This window comes from Acidovorax sp. Root267, from assembly GCF_001429215.1.
Taxonomy (GTDB): domain Bacteria; phylum Pseudomonadota; class Gammaproteobacteria; order Burkholderiales; family Burkholderiaceae_C; genus Acidovorax; species Acidovorax radicis.
In genome coordinates this window covers 70565-87936 of sequence record NZ_LMJC01000031.1, presented here as the reverse complement: position 1 = coordinate 87936, position 17372 = coordinate 70565, and the positions used below count along the sequence as shown (strand labels likewise).

Here is a 17372-nt window from a genome sequence, read left to right as displayed (position 1 = left end):
TCTGTTTCAGTGGCGCGTCGGGGCCCCGCCCGCCGCCACGCCCTCGTCAACCGCTTACTTCAACCACTTGTCAGCGGCTTGCTTGATGGTGCCCCGGCTGTCCACCAGGCCCCACACAAAGCCCATCACCCGCACATAGTCGGCGTCGTCGGTGGGCAGCATGAAACCCAGGTAATTCTTCGGGGTCAGCGGCGCATCGACGAACGCGGCGTACAGGCGCGGGTCGGCCTTGGCGTAGTGCAGGGCTTCATACGTCTCGGTGATCATCACGTCGCCCTTGCCTTCGGCGATCAGCGCGGGGATCTCGGCGTTCTTGTCGTGCGTGCTGACCTGGGCGGTTTTCAGGTTGGCCAGCACATAGGTTTCGTTGGTGCCGCCGGGGTTCTTGATGACGCGCACGGTGGGCTGGTTCATGGCGTCCACGCTGGTGTATTTGGCCTTGTCGGCCACGCGCACCAGGGCCACTTTGCCAAAGGGAGCGTAGCCGGGCAGCATGTCAAAGATGCGCATGCGGTTGACGTTGCGGGTGATGCCGCCCACCGCCACGTCAAACTTGTCGCCCTGCAGGTCCTTCACCAGGTTGGGCCAGGTGGTGGGCACGTATTCGATCTTCACGCCCAGTTCTTTGGCCATGGTCTCGATCACGTCGATGTCGTGGCCGCTGTAGCCCGCGTCGGTCTTGATGGCAAACGGGCGGTAGTCGCCGGGCGTGCCCACGCGGATGACCTTGGCCTCCATGATCTTGTCGAGCCGGGGGCCGGCTTGCGCGGCCTGGCTCAAAGCGAGGGTGGCGGCCACGGCGGCCAGGGCAAATACTTTTTTGGCGATCATTGGGCGAGACTCCGAAGGAAGAGGGATGGGCTGTGCAACTGCAAACATCTGCGTGAGCGGTGCGCAACAAAAGGATACAGCAGCCTCTCACCACGCAGCGTGCCCAGCGAGTCGGCCGGATGAGGTCAACCAGTTCAAGGCGAGCCGCACCCGTATCCATGGTGCTGCACAGTGCCATCAGCCTTGAACCGCGCGCGGCTGCGGTCAGAGTGGTAAATGAAGAAACGGTCAAGCATCAGCGGCCCAACCCCGCTGCGCAGCGACACCAGGGGACTATCTGACCTCAGCGGCTGAGTTCGGGCACGGTGCCGCTCATGACCTCGGTGGCACCCAGCACGTCCTCGCGCAGGCGCAGGGCCCGTTCCTGCGTCGCAGGCAGGCCGCCAAAGCGCATCGCGCAGTAGTTCTCCAGCGCCCGACTCAGCCAGGTGTGGGCCAGCGGCGCAAGCCCTTTCGCAGAAGACCAGTGCTCGCGCACGGACTGCCCGCGCAGCGGCGGGTGCCGGTAGGCGCGCAAGCACCAGGTCATGGCACGGGCAGACAGCTGCATGGACCGTGCAGGAAACCACCGCGACAAGCCCCACGCCGCAGCCAGCGCCAGGCGCACGCCCCATCGATGGCGCCGACGCCACAGCAGCCATGCCAGAAGCACGAAGACCAGCCATAGCAATAGACCGAGCAGACTGCTGGCCCCGCCGCTGCCCGGTGGAGGCGGCTGCATGGACGTATCGTCCTGCCCGCCAGTCCCCGCCGTGCCACCTGGCCCGCCGCTGCCTTTCCACCACTTGCGCAGCGCCTGGGCCGCGTCCAGCGCCCCATTGATGGCACCGCGCTGCCACTGCGGAGCGAACGGGTCTCTGCCAGCGTCCCGCATGGAGTCCAGCATGCGATCCCACTGCGATGGGGGCGTACCGGGCTGTAGCCGCGACTGCCCCTGGCGCGGAGACCCCCCCCAGCCCGAGCCCTTGCCACCCGCACCACCTTGACCGCCCTGCCCCCGGGCGCGTTGGTCCGCATCAGGGTCGCTCTGCTTGCCGAAAGGCGGGTCGAACAAACCCGGCGTATCGCCACCCGGCAGAAAGCCAAAGCCGAGCACCGGCGGCCGGGGTGCAAAGAGGAACAGGGTGGTAGCAATGGCAAAGGACACCGCCACGAAACCTGCCGTCATCGACAGCTTGGTCCAGCGCGACAGGTCCACGCCTTCGGCATGCAACCATGCGAGCGTCAGCGCACCACACAGCCAGGCTGGCCCCAGGTAAAACCACAGGCTCCAGTCGGCAGCGTAGTGCGTGGTGGTCAGAAAACACACCGCGAAGACCACGGTCATCGTCAGGTACAGGTCGCGTCGCGTGCGCAACTGGGCGGCCCGCGCGCCCATCACGACCAGCAGCACCATGCACACCCAGCGCGGGAAGGAGAAGAGAAGGATGCCTGGGAACACCGCCAGCACAAAGCCCAACAGACCCAGCACCTGCCACTGCCTGCGGCCAGCGCCCTCGGGGCCGCGCTGGTTGAGCACCCCTGCCCCAAAGCCCAGTACCGCCCACACCAGCCACAGCGCGCAAGCGAAACCGAAGGCCCGATAGCTCCGGTCCAGGTAAGAGAACGCAAAGGCCGTGAACAGATAGCTCAGCCCTGCGAACACGATGGCGCCCCGGCTCTGCAGCGGGGCCGACGGTTCTTTGTCCGCCCCGCGGGTGCTGCCCCTGGTGGGTGTGGGCCGCGCGCTGGCGAAGGCCCGGGTAGACGCATTGCCGGGTGTGCCTCCAAACCTCATGGTGTCTCCATCAAGCTGACGGCACCGGCCCGCTCAGCCACGGCCTGCAAGCCCTGGGCAGCAGCCAATTGCGCCGGACCAACAACACGCCCCAGGGCGATGCATACCACCACTGCGCAGGCAAGGCCCTTCAACCCGGCCAGCGCTGCTGCCAGGTCGGCCTGCACCATGTCGCCCGGCACGACCAGCGCGATCTGATCTCCCACCCTTGCAACCGCAGCCACGCGCATGCAGGCCTCGCACAACTGGGCCGCACTTGCTGGCAGCGCCGCAGCAAGGGCTGTGCGCACCAGGGCAGCGCCCTGCACAGGCTCGCCATCACCCGCCAAATACAGAAATGCCTGTGCACCGTGTCCATGGGCTGCATCGAACACTCCCGCCGCCAGGCGGATGGCCTGCTCACCCGCGCTGGCGGGGTTGCCCAAAGCTGGCGCCACAGGCGCATGCACAACCACCCGCAGGACCACGGTTCCCAATTGCTGGAAGTGCTGGATCACCAGCTCACCCACCCGGGCTGAAGCGCGCCAGCTCACCCGGCCTACTGAATCGCCCTGCTGGTACTCGCGCAGCAGGCCCAGCTCGAACGATTGGCCTGAGTGGCGTGTGGCGAGCGTGCCCAAAGGGTCAGGCGATACATTCCAGGGCAGGGGCCAATACATCGCCTGTGGCTTGGGCAGCACATGCACTGCAATACCGGTGTGCTGCATGGCATGCCGGGCCTGCACCAGGCCCAGCGGGAAGCCGCTGGCCAGACGCACAGCCACCAGCCGGTAGTGACCCCGGCATTCAAACCGCACTTGCCGGCCCAGTTCAACGGCCTTGCCTGCGCGAACGACGGGAATCGTCTGGCGCAGTGTCAGGTGACGCCCGGCCCACTCCCATTCGGTCTCCACGTCCACCATGAAGGCGGGCCAGCGCACGCTGCGCTCCACCACAATGCCAATGTCGCACCCAGCGCCTTCAATCACTTCCCCACTCACACCATCGGCCCGCAGCCGCACGGTCATGCCGCGCAGCGAAAGCCAGGGCAGCACGAAGCCCATCACGGTCACGGTCGCGAGGAACAGGAACATGCCGTAGACCATGGGGTCTCGGCGGTTGAGCGCCGCCAGCAGCAGCGTGCAACAGAACGCGAGCAGTACGCGTGATCGAGTCAGCAGTCGCTCCATGGGCGCTACTACTGGGGCGTGCGCTGTGACATCAGGATGGCCTGGATGATGTCGTGGGGGTCCTTAGCCTGAGCTCCCTGCCCTTGCACGATGATGCGATGTGCCAGCACCGGCGTGGCCACTTCGCGCACCACGGCCGGGTCCACATAAGAGCGTCCGCGGATGCAGCTGAGCGCGCGCGCCATGCGCGCCAAGCCCAGCGTGCCGCGCGGGCTGGCGCCGAAGCGGATGTCGGGGTGCTTGCGCGTGGCCCGCACGATGGCTGCGATGAACTGCGCCACCTCAGGGGTGATGGACACCTGGTGCGCCCCTGCCACCAGCCGCTCGAACTCGCCGGCCCGGCACACCGGCTGCAGCCGGCTGATGGGGTGCGAGAACTGCTGGCTCTGGATCAGGCCCGCTTCGGTATCTGCGTCGGGGTAACCCAGCGAAAGGCGGATGAGGAAGCGGTCGAGCTGTGCCTCTGGCAGCGGGTAAGTGCCCGCCATATCGATGGGGTTTTGCGTGGCCAGCACGGCGAACGGCGTTGGCAGCGGCAGGGTCTGTCCGTCCAGCGTGATCTGCCCTTCCTCCATGCATTCGAGCAGGGCGGACTGGGCGCGCGGGTTTGCGCGATTGATCTCGTCGGCCAGCACGATGTTGGCAAAGACGGGGCCGGGGCGCAGCGTGAAGCTGCCGTCCTTGGGGTTGTAGACCGGCCCGCCCACAATATCTGAAGGCATCAGGTCGGCGGTGAACTGAATGCGTTTGAACGACAGTCCCACCGACACCGCCAGCGCGCGCGCCAGCATGGTCTTGCCCAGACCTGGCACGTCCTCAATCAGCAGGTGCCCGCCAGCCACGACGGCTGCGAGCGCCAATTCGACCTGTTGATGCTTGCCTTCCAGAACTTTTTCAACGTTCTGAACAATGGCTTGTGCCGTGCGCGCGCATTGCTGCGCAGCGTCTGTGACTGTTTGTGCCAGATCCAACGGACTTCCCCCTCTTGATATGCCAAAAATTCTAAGGGAGCGGGTGTGGTGGAACCAAGACACATGATGAGCAGGGACATATCCGCGCCCGGTCGGCGCCGGAGCCCGCACAGCTGAACGAATCAGGTTACCCTGCCCGGTTAGCAACAAGGATTCCCATGAAAAAACTCAACGTCACCATCCAACTTGAAATGACCGTGCCCGACGACTGGGAGCTGGCCGACACCTCCGAAGGCACGCCCGTCATCAAGCTGCCCGATGGCAAGTACATGGACATCGCCATCGAACCGCTGTTTGCCGCCGACCCCGAAGACCTGTGGGCCAGCACCGAAGACGAGGACGTGCTGGACGACATCCTCGACATGGTGGACAGCGAGGCGGTGACGTACGAGTTTGTGACGCACTGAGCCGTGCCCAGGCCCTGACGGCCAGGTCTCACTGGACGGTGGCCCCCACCCCGCGTGGCATGTGCAGACGCCACGCCTTGAAGTTCGCGTCGCTTAATCTTGCAAGACATTAAAAGTGATTCTCATATTTGACAAATAGGCAATTTTGCAAATAATGAGCATCAAATGCCCTCTACAGCCCCTCTATCCACCACCCAAAGTACTGCCCAGATGGTGGCGCTGGGCGAGCAGATTCGTGTCCGTCGCAAGTCGTTGGGACTGAGCGCCACGGTGACGGCAGAGGCTGCGGGCATATCGCGCGTCACGCTGCACCGCATTGAAAAAGGCGAGCCTTCGGTGACCATGGGTGCGTGGTGCAACGCGATGGCCGCACTGGGCATGGCGGTGCAGGCGCACACCGCATCCGACGACCTGGCGCGCGGCGCGCAGGCGCAGGACCGCTCGGGCTGGATTCCAGCGCGGGTGGTGCTCACCGACTACCCCCAATTGCGTGCGCTGGCTTGGCAGGTGCATGGCACGGATGCCTTGTCGCCCGCCGAAGCGCTGGACATTTACGAACGCAACGCGCGCCACCTGGATCTGTCCGCCATGTCTGCCGAAGAACAAGCCTTGCTGCAAGCACTGCGCCTGGCTTTTGCGCACCGGCCTGGAAGCAGCCCTGGCCATGTTTGAGCGGCCGCACCACCAGCGCATTGCCCATGTGCTGGCTGCGCTGGACGGCACCGTGCTGCGCCAACATAGCTGCCTTTTTGGCGGAGGCACGTGCATCGCGCTGCAGTACGGGGAGTACCGCGAATCGGTGGATATCGACTTCCTCGTGTCGGATGCGTTGGGCTACCGGGAGCTTCGGCAACTGCTGACCCATCCCAGCGGGCTCGCCACCATCACCCACGCCCAGGCGCAGGCGCAACCTCTGGTGGCACTGCGCGAGATTCGTGCTGACCAGTACGGCATCCGGACGCAGGTGCAGATGGATGGAATGGCCATCAAGTTCGAGATCGTGCGAGAGGCCCGCATTGCGCTCGATGCGCCCGGTGCTCAAGACGCGATTTGCGGCGTAAGCACCCTCACCCGGCTGGACTTGGCTGCATCCAAACTGTTGGCCAATTCAGACCGTCAGGCCGATGACGGCGTGTTCAGCCGCGATGTGATTGACCTGGCCATGATGGGTTTGCCCCTGCCCACACTGCGTGCGGCCTTGGCCAAGGCGCAAGAAGCCTATGGCCCGTCGGTGGCGCGCGATCTGGGCAAGGCCATTGACCGGATACAGCAGCGCACAGGATGGCTGGAGCGCTGCATGGAGGCAATGGCCATGCAGTTGCCCAAGGCCGTGCTGTGGCAAAAGGTGCGAGCGCTGCGGCGTTTGCTGCCGCTGGAATAGGTCGAAAGTCTCGTGCAATATCTTGGCGCGATCGCATCAATAACTATATTTTTGATAGCACATAGCGTTCAACCTATAAGCACCAAGAAGCGATTTTTTCGAATTTTCATCACAACTGCGAGCGCAGCCAGCCCGTCAGTTTCTCGTGCGCTTTCTCCCGCAGCGGGCGGTCCTGCCAGGCCTCGTAGGTCACGCGGCGTGACCGCCGGATGTCGTCTTCAAACACCTGAGTCTGGCGCTGTGCAAATGCAGCGTCGTACACGTTCAGGTTGGCCTCGTCGTTCAGGCGGAACGAGCGGTTGTCAAAATTGGTGGAGCCCACCGACACCAGCAACTGGTCCACGATCATGACCTTGCAGTGGTACATGGTGGGCCCGTATTCGTAGATCTCGGCCCCGGCCTGCAGCAGCTCGCCCCAGGTGGCACGGGATGCGGCCTTTACGGTTTCGGTGTCGGTGTGTCCGCCAGGGGTCACCAGGCGTACGCGCACGCCGCGCGCCAGGGCGTCCATGAGCAGTTTGTGGGTCAGTTCATCGGGCACGAAATACGCTACCGACAAATCCAGGCTGCGCTCGGCCGCCGTGATCGCCAGGTGGTACATGAGCTGCATGCTCTCGCTGCCGCTCGACGGCGAGCTGGAGAACATCTGCGCCTTTTGTGTGCCCGCCGCAGCGATGGCCGGAAAATACGCCTCGCCATGCAGCACCTTGCCGGTGACCTTGAGCCAGTTGTCCAGAAACGTGGCCTGCATCTGCGCCACGGCGGGGCCGCGCACCAGGTAGTGCGAGTCGCGCCAGTGCTCCGGGTCTTGCGCGTGGCCTGTCCACTCGGGCGCAATGCCGACCCCGCCGGTAAAGCCCACCTGACCATCCACCACCAGCAGCTTGCGGTGCGTGCGGTTGTTCAGGCGCGCCAGGTTGTACCAGTGCGGTTTGTGGAATTTTTCGATCTGTACCCCGGCCGCTTTCATCTCGGCCAGGTAGCTCTCTTCCATCTTGGCGCTGCCCACCCAGTCGAGCAGCACATGCACCGGCACGCCGGCGCGGGCGCGCTCGCTCAGGGCGTCGGCAAACTGCTTGCCGATGTCGCCCGACCAGTAGATGTACGTCTCGAACGTGACGCTTTTTTGCGCCGCCTGGATGGCCGCCAGCATGGGCGGAAAGATCTGGTCGCCGTTGAGCAGCTCGGTCACCGCATTGCCGCCCACGATGCCCGGGCCCAGCAGGCTGCCCAGCGCGCGTTCGAACTGCGGGTGGGCGGTGCTGTACAGGCGCGGCAGTTGTTGCTGCACCTTCTTCTCGCCGGCCGTGAAGTTGAGCGCCAGCAACACCAGCGCGCCCGTGGCCAGGGCCGTGAGAAAAACCGTGAGCAGGGTGGAAGGGCGGCGGCGGTGGGCGGCTTTCGGCATGGCGCGATGGTAGGTGGCGGCCCGGCGGCGCAATGTAGGCGGACGCCGCCAACACCGGGGGCACAATCGCTGGTGCGGGTCGCGACAGCGGCCGCATCGCACCGTCTCCCCAAACACACACCACTGCGCTTTTTTATCCCTGCCCTGCCGTGTCTGAATCTGTCCGCCCTGCCTTCGTCCACCCCGCCCTCCCCATCAATCGTCGCAGCGTCCTGGTGGGCGCGGCGGGCCTTCTGGCGCAGCCCGCCATGCTGGGACTGCTGCACGCCAAGCCCTTGCCACCCGCGCCCACGGTGTGGCCCCAGGCGCTGCAGGTGCCGGGAGGCGTGGCACGGCTGTCGCTCGGGCCCGCGGCCACGCGGCCGGTGGCGCAGGTGCGCCAGGGTGATGTGGATGTGCCGCTGCGGGTGGTGGGCGATGCCATCGAATGGACGGCCATCGTGGGCATCCCGCTGGCCGCTACGCCCGGCGATGCGTTCATCACCGTGCTGGCCGAAGGCGGCGGCAGCCCGCGCCTGGTGCACTACACCGTGGCACACAAGCAGTACAAGGAGCAGCACCTGCAGGTGTCGCCGCGCACGGTGGACCTCTCGCCCGAGGACCAGGCACGCTACGAGCGCGAGCGCGAGCACCAGGCCGGGGTGATGGCCACCTTCACCGAGCAGCCTGCGGGCCAGGCGCAGCCATCACTGCGCATGCGCGTGCCGGTACCAGGGCGGCGCTCCAGCTCGTTCGGGCTGCGGCGCGTGTTCAACGGCCAGCCGCGCAACCCGCACAGCGGCATGGACATCGCCGCGCCCACGGGCACGCCCATCGTGGCCCCGCTGGCGGGCCGGGTGATCGACGTGGGCGACTACTTTTTCAGCGGCGGCACGGTGTGGCTCGACCACGGCCGGGGCCTACTCACCGTGTACGCCCACCTCAGCAGCAAGGACGTGCGCGTGGGCGACGTGGTGAAAGCGGGCGACGCGTTCTGCAAGGTGGGCGCCACCGGCCGCGTGACCGGCCCGCACCTGCACTGGGGCGTGATGCTGAACCGCACCATGGTGGACCCGGCGCTGTTCATCCCCGCATAACTACCATTTTGATAGCTGCTTGCGCTTGATGGACAAGCGCCAGCGGCCAATTTCATTCAAAACACAACTCCCCGCATGACCTCGCGCCTGATCCGCTTCAACAAACCCTATGGCGTGCTGAGCCAGTTCACGGCCGAGGGCAAGTGGCAGGGCCTGAAGGACTACATCGACCTGCCCGGCGTGTATGTAGCGGGGCGGCTGGACGCCGACAGCGAAGGGCTGCTGCTGCTCACCAACGACGGCCCGTTGCAGGCCCGCATTGCCGACCCGCGCTTCAAGATGGAGAAAACCTACTGGGTGCAGGTGGAAGGCATCCCCAGTGATACCGCGCTGGCCGCGCTGCGCAGCGGCGTGGTGCTGAACGACGGCCCCACCCTTCCCGCCCGCGCACGCCTTCTGGAGCCCGCGCCTGCCGTGTGGCCGCGCAATCCGCCCATCCGCGAGCGCAAGGCCATCCCCACCGCGTGGATCGAACTCATCATCCGCGAAGGCCGCAACCGCCAGGTGCGGCGCATGACGGCCGCCGTGGGCCACCCCACGCTGCGGCTCATCCGCGCCGCCATCGGGCCCTACACGCTCGACGGGCTGGCGCCGGGAACCTGGGCCGATTGAATCGAGGCAGCTACGCAGCCACCGCATCCATGCGGCGCGACAGTGCCGATCCACGCGCACGCAGGAAGGCACACAGCCCCTCGGCATAGTCCGCGCCCACGGCCTGCTGCACCGAGGCGCGCGCGGCCAGCGCAGCGCGCCAGCGCAGCACACGCGGCAAGCCTTGCCAGAGCCCCAGGCCGTCCACGCCCGGCAACCTGTCGATGACGTCGAAGTACCGGAACACGGGGCCGAACACCACGTCCACCATGCCGAAGTCCGGCCCCGCAAAGTACGGCCCCGGCCCGCTGAATTCACCCAAGGCACCTTCAAGCTGCACGAAGCGGCTACGCAACTCCTGCGCGCGGGCCCGCAGCGCGGCTTCATCCGGCGCAGCGTAAAAAGCGCCGATGGTGTTGAGCACCGTGGAGCCAAATTCCATCCACGCACGGTGGCGGGCGCGCTGCAGCGGGTCCTGCGGGTGCAGTGTGGGCATGGCGACCTCGTCCAGGTACTCGCAGATCACCGCCGACTCGAACAGGCTCTGGCCGCGCACCTGCAGCACGGGCGTCTTACCCAGCGGCGAGAGGGCCACGAACCAGTCGGGTTTGCGCGCCAGGTCAATGGTGCGGCGCTCGAACGGGAGTCCCTTCTCATGCAGCACGATGGCCACGCGCTGCACATAGGGGCACAGTGCATGCGAGACGAGTGTGAGCGCTGGCACAGCAGCCACCTCTGCGCTCACGATGCCAGCCCCTCGGCACGCAGCGCGGCCTGCACCTGCGGGCGGGCCGCCACGCGCGCCATCCAGGCCTGCAGGTGCGGGTAGGCCGTGAGCGGCATGCCCAGCAGGTGGGACCAGTTGACGATGGTGAAGCCATACGCATCGGCCACGCTGTACGCGCCCGCCAGGAAGTCGCTGTGCGAAAGCACGCCATCCATCTCCACAAAACGCGCGGCCAGCTTGGCCTTGGCGGCCTGGCGCGTGGAGTCGGCCGTCTCCTTGTGCCACAGCCAGGGGCTGAAGCCCTTGTGCAGCTCGGTGCTGATGAAGGTGAGCCATTCCAGCACGGCCAGGCGCTCGCGCGAGCCGTGCTTGCCGATCAGCGCCTGGGCCGGGTCCAGGTCGGCCACGTACTGCAGCAGCGCCGCGCCTTCGGTGTGGCGCGACTGGTCGGCCAGCTCCAGCAGGGGCACATAGCCACGCGGCGAAATGTCGAGGTAGCTGGCACCGGTCTCGGTGGTGTGGTGGGCCAAATCGACCTTGACCAGGTCGAAGGGAACACCCACCTCGCGCAGGGCGATGTGGATGGCCAACGAGCAGGCACCGGGGGCGTAGTAGAGCTTCATGGGGGCAGGTCTTTCTGTGCAAAAAAGAAGGTGGGAGGTGTCGCCCCTTGGCACCCATCGGTACCTATTTGTATGCGGCGACAGGCAGAATTTATGATTGCATAGACGCAAACAAAATACGCATCGATGAAATCATCCATTGCACCTTCGCAATACCAACTGGGCGCTGCCGAGCTGGAGGTGCTGCTGGCCATGGCGCGCACCGGCACGTTGGCGGCGGCCGGGGAGCGGCTGGGCGTGGATGCGTCCACGGTGTTCCGAGCCATCCAGCGCATCGAACGTGGGCTGGGGCAGCCGCTGTTCGAGCGCTCGCGCGCGGGCTACCGCGCCTCGGAGCTGGCCCAGGCCCTGGCCGAGCAGGCCGAGCGTGTGGAAGCTGCCCTGGAGGCCGCCCGCACCGCCGCGCAGACGCAGCCCGAGAAGGTCTCGGGCACGGTGCGCATCTCCACCACCGACACCATCCTGCAGGGCCTCATCGCCCCCGCCCTGCAGGTGCTGCAGCCCCGGCACCCGGCCCTGGTGTACGAACTGCATGCGGGCAATGAACTGGTGAGCCTGACGCGGCGCGACACCGACATCGCCGTGCGCGCCACCAAACGCCCGCCGCAGCACCTGGTGGGACGGCAACTGGGCATGATCCGCTCGGCCCTGTACACGGCGACGGCGAATGCGGTGGCGATGTCGGAGGTGGAAGCCGGCCGTGCAGCCTGGGTCGCGCCCGACGATTCCATGCCCGACCACCCCTCGGTGCGCTGGCGCAAAAAGCAGTACCCCAAAGTGCAGCCCACCTACCGGGTGAACAGCCTGCTCACCGTGCTGGACCTGGTGGCCCGGGGCGCGGGCGTGGGCGTGCTGCCCACCTTCCTGGCCCAGGGCCGCAGCGACCTGCGTCCGCTCACCGGCTCGCTGCCCGAGTGCGACAACGAGCTGTGGCTGCTCACGCACCCGGAGTCGCGCCACCTGCGGCGCATTGCGGCGGTGTATGGGCATCTGGCGGACACGGTGGCGCTGCCCTGAGAACCCGTTCAAATTCTTTTCGGGGGTCGCGTTGGAGTGCAATCGGGATGAGTGGATGCCTTGGATGCGCCGCATGGGCTCATGCCCATGCAAGCAGCTGGGGCGCCAAAGCTCCGAGTTCATCGGCCCGATTTCACTCCAACCCTTCGGGCAAGTGCCTTGCCGGGCGGTCTGCGGCGTTGCGGCGCTTGCGCGACCCCGAAGAGATCTTGAACAGGTTCTGAGGGCCTGGATCAAGCAGGCAAGGCCTCTCCAAACACCTCCAGCGCCGTGCCGTGCAATGAGCGCAACAGATCCACCGGGTCTACCGCCTGCGCCACGGCCAGCGCGCCGCTGTGTGCGTACGCAGGGGCAAGCAGGCGCTCGGCCACCTCGACCACGATGGGCGCTGTCACGGCGTAGATGTCCTGCCCGCGGACGCCAGCGGTGCGGGTCTGGCCACCCTGCACCAGCTGCACCATCAGTTCGAAGCGCTGCGCAGAGCGTCCGCTGTCGTCCGTGGCGGTGGGGGGCGGGGTGCCGGTGTCGCGGATGTCCTGCAGCGCCGAGCGGTTGAGCAGCGAGCGGATGTGGCCCACCGGCAGGTGGTGGGCAATGGTGATGACCTCGCTGAACGGAATCTCCACCATGGCCTGGCTGCCCAGGGGTGCGGCAAACGCCCAGTCCGGCACGTGCTCGGAAGGCACCAGCGGCACCAGGCGCCCTTGGGCCACCACCTGGCGCGGCATGGTGTTGCGCTCGCCTGTCTTGCGCGTGCCGGCGGTGGGCCACCAGCGGTCCAGCCCTATCGCCACAGTGATCTCGTCGATGGTGCCGGCCCTGGCCAGCGCGCTGGCCAGCAGGTCGGCCAGACCGCCATAGAAGGCGGCGGCCGGAATCACCACCTTGCCCGCAGCGCGGGCCGGAGCATCGAAATCGGCCAGGCTGGCCTGCGCACTCGCCTGCTCGGCCGTCACATCGATGTAGTGGCAGCCTGCCCGCAGCGCGGCCTGCGCCACCGGGGCAGCCGTGTCGAGAAAGGGGCCCGCGCAGTTTATGACCACGGCGCAGCCGGCAAACGCCTGTTCCAGGCTGGTGGGGTCGGCCAGATCGGCGATGCGCCGGGTCACGCCAGGGGTAAACACCTCGTCCAGCCGGGCGGCGCTGCGCCCCACGGCCACCACGGGCAGCCCGCGGCGCTGTGCTTCCTGCACGACAAATTGGCCGGTGTGGCCGGTGGCGCCGTAAACGGCGATGGGGCGGTGTTGTTGCGGGTTCATGGTCATCCTTTGCGTTGGGCGGGTGGTTGAAATTAACGATACAGACCTGTCTGTTTTTTGAAGATTACAGACAGGTCTGTATCATGTCAAGCATGCGCACCACAAATTCACGTTCCACCAGGGACCTCTCCCCCACCGGCGGCCCGGCCGCTTTGGCCGAGCCCGCCGCCGATGTCCGCAGCCGCATCCTCGACACCGCGTCCCGGCTGTTCTATGAACGCGGCGTGCGCGCCGTGGGCGTGGATCTGGTCGTGCTGGAAGCCGCCGTGGCCAAGACCAGCCTGTACCGCTACTTCCCCACCAAGGACGACCTCATCGTGGCCTTCCTGGAGCGGGAAGACGTCGAGTTCTGGGACCAGTGGGACAGCGTGGCGGCCCAGTTCGCCGACGACCCCGCCGGGGAGCTGGAGGCCCACATGCGCTGGATTGGCGAGCGCCTGGCCCGCTCCAACTACCGGGGCTGCCCCCAGATCAACGTGGCCGCTGAATTTGCCGAGCAGGACCACCCCGCACGGCACGTGGCCCAGCGGCACATGCAGGCGCTGCGGGGCCGCCTGCACGACATCGCGGTGCGGTTGAAGGCACCCCGCCCCGAGCAGCTCGCCGCCCAGCTCGCGGTGGTGGTGAACGGCGCATTCGTGAGCGCCGGACTGCTCAGCGCCGAAGAAGCCACCGGCGTGCTGGTCGCGGCCGTGTTGGCCCTGCAGGCCGGTGCCCGTAGCCCGGGCTGACCCCGGCCTGACATCTGCTGCCAGGCCGTTGTCAGCAGCCCCTCTCTACAGTGACCGTGCCCCACCGTGCCCGCTGCACCTGCACCTGCACCGGGACCGCGCACCTACCCACCCTCAGAGAGGAGCCCCACCATGCCCCCACAAGGCAACCACCCCCGCCCCGGCAAGACCCAGTTCTATGGCGCAGCCAGCCTCGATGGCTTCCTCGCCACGCCCGACCATGACCTCGGCTGGCTGCTGCAATTTGGCGAGATCGAGGGCTCCAGCTACCCCGCTTTCATCCGCGACGTGGGTGCGCTGGCAATGGGATCGCACACCTACGAATGGATGCTGAAACATGCCATCGATGCGGGCCAGCCCTGGCCTTACACGCCGCCGACCTGGGTGTTCAGTGCACGCACGCTGCGCGGCATTGCAGGCGCGGATGTGCGCTTTGTGCGTGGCGATGTGCGGCCCGTGCACCAGGCCATGGTGCAGGCTGCAGCGGGGCGCAATGTGTGGGTCGTGGGTGGGGGTGACCTGGTGGGGCAGTTTTACGACGCGGGCCTGCTGGACGAGCTGATCGTGCAGATCGCACCCGTCACGCTGGGTGCGGGCAAGCCGTTGTTGCCGCGCCGGATCGCACAACCGGCGCTGCGCATGCAGTCGGTCACAACGCTGGGCGGCCTCTTTGCGGAACTGAGGTACGAGGTGCCGCCAGCCCCACAACGCAACCCATAGCCGGAGTCTTAAAGCTATTATTTTTATAGCTACTTACGCTTATCCATAAAGCGTCAGCGGCTATTTTTATACAAAAATCAGCTCAATCCAGCGGCACCGCCTTGTTCACGGGGTGCGACAGCACCAAGGAGGTCGAGACGCTGCCAAACGCCGCCAGCGCATCCACCACGCGCTCCAGGTCGGCGGGCTGGCCGAAGGCACAGCGCACCACAAAGCAGTCTTCACCCGTCACGCGCACGGCGTCCAGCACTTCAGGCAGGGACTGGAAAAGCTGCACATAGCGCGGGATGTGTTCGTGCGTGGTGCGCACCCGCACCACAGCCTGCAGGCCCAGGCCCACGGCGGCCAGGTTGATGCGGGCCGCATAGCCGGCAATCACGCCCGCGTCTTCGAGCTTCTTCACGCGTTCGCTCATCGCGGGCTGCGACAGGCCGATCTGCTTACCCAGCGCCGACAGGCTTTGCCGCGCATCGTGCTGCAGGGCCATGAGGATCTGTCGGTCTTTTTTGTCCAGCTCCACGGCGGTGCTTCCTTTGTTTTCTTGCGATGAGTTCAAGGTTTGGAGGACCGATTTCCGATGAGATCCTCTGGCCGAATCAGCGGCGGTTTCCTATCGTTGGCGGGCAGTGATGGATCTGCTTTGACAACAAGGAAGTTTGATGACGACACGACCTGTTTTGCTCATCCCGGGCATCTACAACTCGGGCCCCCAGCATTGGCAGTCATTGTGGCAAACCCGGCACGCGGGCGTGGGGCGGGTGGAGCAGGCAGACTGGGACCACCCCGACTGCGACACTTGGGTGCGCACACTCGACGACGCCATTGCCACATCGCCGCAGCCCCCCATCCTGGTCGCCCACAGCCTGGGCTGCCTGGTGGCGGTGCACTGGGCCGCACGCCACCCACGGCCCGTGCATGCGCTGCTGCTGGTGGCCGTGCCGGACCCTGACGGGCCGAATTTCCCGGCCGACGCCCAAGGTTTTTCGCCACTGCCTGCCAAGCTACCCGCCCTGCCTACCCTGCCAAAACGGGTGCTGATGAGCAGCACCAGCGACCCGTATTCCACCCCTGGCTTTTCGGCGCAGTGCGCGAGCGCCTGGAACGCCGAGCACGTGGTGCTGGGCGCGCGGGGCCACCTCAATGCCGACAGCGGCCTGGGCGACTGGCCGCAGGGGTGGGCGCAGGTGGCGCGCTGGCGCAGTGAGTGACGCCTGAGACCCCCGCCCAGAGCCTCAGCTTCAACCGCCGATCGTTTGCGCCTGGTCCATCACGAGGTAGCGCTTGACCAGGTCAAAAAAGCTCTCGTAGAACGTGTCCTTGGAGATGGTCTCGCTGCCCACCTTGACCAGCGATTCGCTGCTGGCCGAAAAAGGCAGCGACACCGAGCCGATGGCGCCCACGCCCACGCTGGCCGAGTTGTTGGTCTTGCGCAGGGCGTAGGTGTCCTGCAGCGCCGTCACAAAGCCCAGGCTGACCTTGCCGTCCGTGGCCTCGGGCACACACACCACGCGCACCACCATCTGCAGGTGCGATTCGGCTTCGGGCTGGAAGCTCTTTTTGCCCTCCACCAGCTCCGCCTGGTGGGTGGAGATGATGTAGCCCTGGCTCAGCAGTGCGCGGCGCGATGCCTCGCAGGTCTGCTGGGGTGTAGCGTCGAACAGTCGCGAGTAGGTAGCCACCGAACCAAAACTCTCCTGCACCCCGAATGTCTTGGGCGTGGTTCCCACACAGCCCGCGAGCACAGCGGCCACGGCCACCCCCCCCACGGCAGCACCGGAGCGGAAGGTGAAACGGGTCGAGAAAAGACGGAAACGCAAGGGCGAGCACTCCTTCGGGGTCATCAAAATCATCCAGAAAATCGCCACTGCGGGGCTTTCCGGGCGCCATGGGGCTCTGACGGCCTGCGCCGTGCCCGGTTCCCACAGATTCTAGAAAGGCTGGAGCCCGGCCCGGCCCAACGCCCTTGCCGGCCAAAGGGCTGAAAGCCCGGCGGCCCCGGCCCATCGCCCCCTGAGGTACCCCGTGCGCCCCGCTTTTTATCGCCCCGTGCTTCAAGGTATCAATTTGCAGCACCGGGCGGATGGCTGGCGCTGAATGCTACACTATTGATAGCTATAAGCGCTTGCAAATAAAGCGACAAGGGGCAATTTGATACAAAATCCAGCCCCCTGACCGCTCTGCAAGCGTTTCACCGTCCTTCCCCCCGTTTTTTCCTCTTCTTCTGCCGTGCCCCTTGCCTCATTGTTTTGCCTGGTCGTCGCCATCAGCGACGGCGACACTCTGACGGCGCGCTGCGGCGCGCCCGGCGCCTACCACCAGGTCAAGGTGCGCATCGCCGCCATCGACGCGCCCGAGTCGCGCCAGGCGTTCGGTCAGAAGTCGCGGCAGAACCTGGCACGCCTGTGCTTCAGGCAGCGCGCCGCGCTGCAACCGGTGGACGAAGACAGCTATGGCCGCACAGTGGCCAATGTGCGCTGCGGTGGCGCCGATGTGGCCACGGCCCAGGTGCGCGCGGGCCTGGCCTGGGTGTACACGCCCTATGCAGCCGCGCATCCGCACCTGGCACCGCTGCAGCGGCAGGCGCGCAGCGGCGGCACGGGCCTGTGGTCGCAGCGGCGCCCACTGGCCCCGTGGGACTATCGGCACCGGCACAGCCAGCGTTGACGACAGGCGGCTCCTGGAGA

Annotated in this window: 20 protein-coding genes; 10 read left to right on the top strand and 10 right to left on the bottom strand. The window is 66.4% G+C overall.

The window, feature by feature from the left end:
• Positions 1-54 precede the first annotated feature (54 nt).
• The 4 genes from ASE39_RS20795 to ASE39_RS20780 all read right to left on the bottom strand — a co-directional run bounded on the left by ASE39_RS20795 (position 55) and on the right by ASE39_RS20780 (position 4748).
• Positions 55-831: a transporter substrate-binding domain-containing protein gene (locus ASE39_RS20795; protein WP_057272385.1), complete on the bottom strand. Its 777-nt coding sequence runs from the start codon at positions 829-831 to the stop codon at positions 55-57.
• A 283-nt stretch (positions 832-1114) separates the two neighbouring features.
• A complete protein-coding gene (locus ASE39_RS20790) occupies positions 1115-2608 on the bottom strand; it encodes a transglutaminaseTgpA domain-containing protein (RefSeq protein WP_057272384.1) in 1494 nt (497 codons plus the stop codon).
• Complete coding sequence (locus ASE39_RS20785) at positions 2605-3777, bottom strand: DUF58 domain-containing protein (protein ID WP_057272383.1); 1173 nt, start codon at positions 3775-3777, stop codon at positions 2605-2607. The genes ASE39_RS20790 and ASE39_RS20785 overlap by 4 nt, the downstream gene beginning before the upstream one ends.
• An 8-nt stretch (positions 3778-3785) precedes the next feature.
• Entirely contained in the window at positions 3786-4748 is a 963-nt protein-coding gene (locus ASE39_RS20780; protein WP_199864314.1) for a MoxR family ATPase, read from the bottom strand.
• 158 nt (positions 4749-4906) lie between these two features.
• Between ASE39_RS20780 and ASE39_RS20775 the strand changes: the two genes are divergently transcribed.
• The 3 genes from ASE39_RS20775 to ASE39_RS20765 all read left to right on the top strand — a co-directional run bounded on the left by ASE39_RS20775 (position 4907) and on the right by ASE39_RS20765 (position 6536).
• Entirely contained in the window at positions 4907-5155 is a 249-nt protein-coding gene (locus ASE39_RS20775) for a hypothetical protein (RefSeq protein ID WP_010460340.1), read from the top strand.
• 165 nt (positions 5156-5320) lie between these two features.
• Entirely contained in the window at positions 5321-5827 is a 507-nt protein-coding gene (locus ASE39_RS20770; protein ID WP_057223090.1) for a helix-turn-helix transcriptional regulator, read from the top strand.
• Complete coding sequence (locus ASE39_RS20765) at positions 5820-6536, top strand: nucleotidyl transferase AbiEii/AbiGii toxin family protein (protein WP_057272530.1); 717 nt, start codon at positions 5820-5822, stop codon at positions 6534-6536. Before ASE39_RS20770 ends, ASE39_RS20765 begins: the two co-directional genes overlap by 8 nt.
• Before the next feature lie 109 nt (positions 6537-6645).
• On the opposite strand, the gene ASE39_RS20760 is transcribed toward ASE39_RS20765, so the two are convergent.
• Positions 6646-7944 (bottom strand): phospholipase D-like domain-containing protein, encoded by a 1299-nt coding sequence (locus ASE39_RS20760; RefSeq protein ID WP_199864313.1) that lies wholly within the window; start codon positions 7942-7944, stop codon positions 6646-6648.
• Positions 7945-8093: 149 nt separating this feature from the next.
• Here ASE39_RS20760 and ASE39_RS20755 point away from each other — a divergent pair, with 149 nt between their 5' ends.
• Positions 8094-9020, top strand: coding sequence for a M23 family metallopeptidase (locus ASE39_RS20755; protein WP_057272382.1), 927 nt, complete (start codon positions 8094-8096; stop codon positions 9018-9020).
• Between the two features lie 75 nt (positions 9021-9095).
• Positions 9096-9632 carry a pseudouridine synthase gene (locus ASE39_RS20750; RefSeq protein ID WP_082615534.1) on the top strand — a complete coding sequence of 179 codons (537 nt, stop codon included), beginning with the start codon at positions 9096-9098 and terminating at the stop codon, positions 9630-9632.
• Positions 9633-9642: 10 nt separating this feature from the next.
• On the opposite strand, the gene ASE39_RS20745 is transcribed toward ASE39_RS20750, so the two are convergent.
• On the bottom strand, positions 9643-10335 hold the full coding sequence (locus ASE39_RS20745) for a glutathione S-transferase family protein (RefSeq protein ID WP_242421520.1): 693 nt from the start codon (positions 10333-10335) through the stop codon (positions 9643-9645).
• Between the two features lie 17 nt (positions 10336-10352).
• Positions 10353-10961 (bottom strand): glutathione transferase GstA, encoded by a 609-nt coding sequence (gstA, locus tag ASE39_RS20740; protein ID WP_057272379.1) that lies wholly within the window; start codon positions 10959-10961, stop codon positions 10353-10355.
• A 126-nt stretch (positions 10962-11087) separates the two neighbouring features.
• On the opposite strand from gstA, the gene ASE39_RS20735 reads away from it, so the two are divergent.
• Positions 11088-11978 carry a LysR family transcriptional regulator gene (locus ASE39_RS20735; protein ID WP_057272378.1) on the top strand — a complete coding sequence of 297 codons (891 nt, stop codon included), beginning with the start codon at positions 11088-11090 and terminating at the stop codon, positions 11976-11978.
• Positions 11979-12211: 233 nt separating this feature from the next.
• Here the strand turns inward: ASE39_RS20735 and ASE39_RS20730 are convergent, their stop codons facing one another.
• The gene (locus tag ASE39_RS20730; RefSeq protein ID WP_199864312.1) at positions 12212-13237 is read right to left on the bottom strand and encodes a saccharopine dehydrogenase NADP-binding domain-containing protein; all 1026 of its coding nucleotides are present in this window, start codon (positions 13235-13237) and stop codon (positions 12212-12214) included.
• Positions 13238-13329: 92 nt separating this feature from the next.
• On the opposite strand from ASE39_RS20730, the gene ASE39_RS20725 reads away from it, so the two are divergent.
• Together ASE39_RS20725 and ASE39_RS20720 are read left to right on the top strand one after the other, a co-directional pair.
• The gene (locus ASE39_RS20725; RefSeq protein WP_082615533.1) at positions 13330-13968 is read left to right on the top strand and encodes a TetR/AcrR family transcriptional regulator; all 639 of its coding nucleotides are present in this window, start codon (positions 13330-13332) and stop codon (positions 13966-13968) included.
• Between the two features lie 132 nt (positions 13969-14100).
• Positions 14101-14688: a dihydrofolate reductase family protein gene (locus ASE39_RS20720; RefSeq protein WP_057272376.1), complete on the top strand. Its 588-nt coding sequence runs from the start codon at positions 14101-14103 to the stop codon at positions 14686-14688.
• 82 nt (positions 14689-14770) lie between these two features.
• Here ASE39_RS20720 and ASE39_RS20715 read toward each other — a convergent pair whose 3' ends face one another.
• Positions 14771-15208 (bottom strand): Lrp/AsnC family transcriptional regulator, encoded by a 438-nt coding sequence (locus tag ASE39_RS20715; RefSeq protein ID WP_010460322.1) that lies wholly within the window; start codon positions 15206-15208, stop codon positions 14771-14773.
• A gap of 139 nt (positions 15209-15347) precedes the next feature.
• Here ASE39_RS20715 and ASE39_RS20710 point away from each other — a divergent pair, with 139 nt between their 5' ends.
• On the top strand, positions 15348-15896 hold the full coding sequence (locus tag ASE39_RS20710; RefSeq protein ID WP_057223081.1) for an alpha/beta hydrolase: 549 nt from the start codon (positions 15348-15350) through the stop codon (positions 15894-15896).
• A 30-nt stretch (positions 15897-15926) separates the two neighbouring features.
• On the opposite strand, the gene ASE39_RS20705 is transcribed toward ASE39_RS20710, so the two are convergent.
• On the bottom strand, positions 15927-16505 hold the full coding sequence (locus ASE39_RS20705) for a DUF2242 domain-containing protein (RefSeq protein WP_057272527.1): 579 nt from the start codon (positions 16503-16505) through the stop codon (positions 15927-15929).
• 409 nt (positions 16506-16914) lie between these two features.
• Between ASE39_RS20705 and ASE39_RS20700 the strand changes: the two genes are divergently transcribed.
• The gene (locus tag ASE39_RS20700; protein WP_057272375.1) at positions 16915-17352 is read left to right on the top strand and encodes a thermonuclease family protein; all 438 of its coding nucleotides are present in this window, start codon (positions 16915-16917) and stop codon (positions 17350-17352) included.
• The last annotated feature ends 20 nt before the right edge of the window (positions 17353-17372 follow it).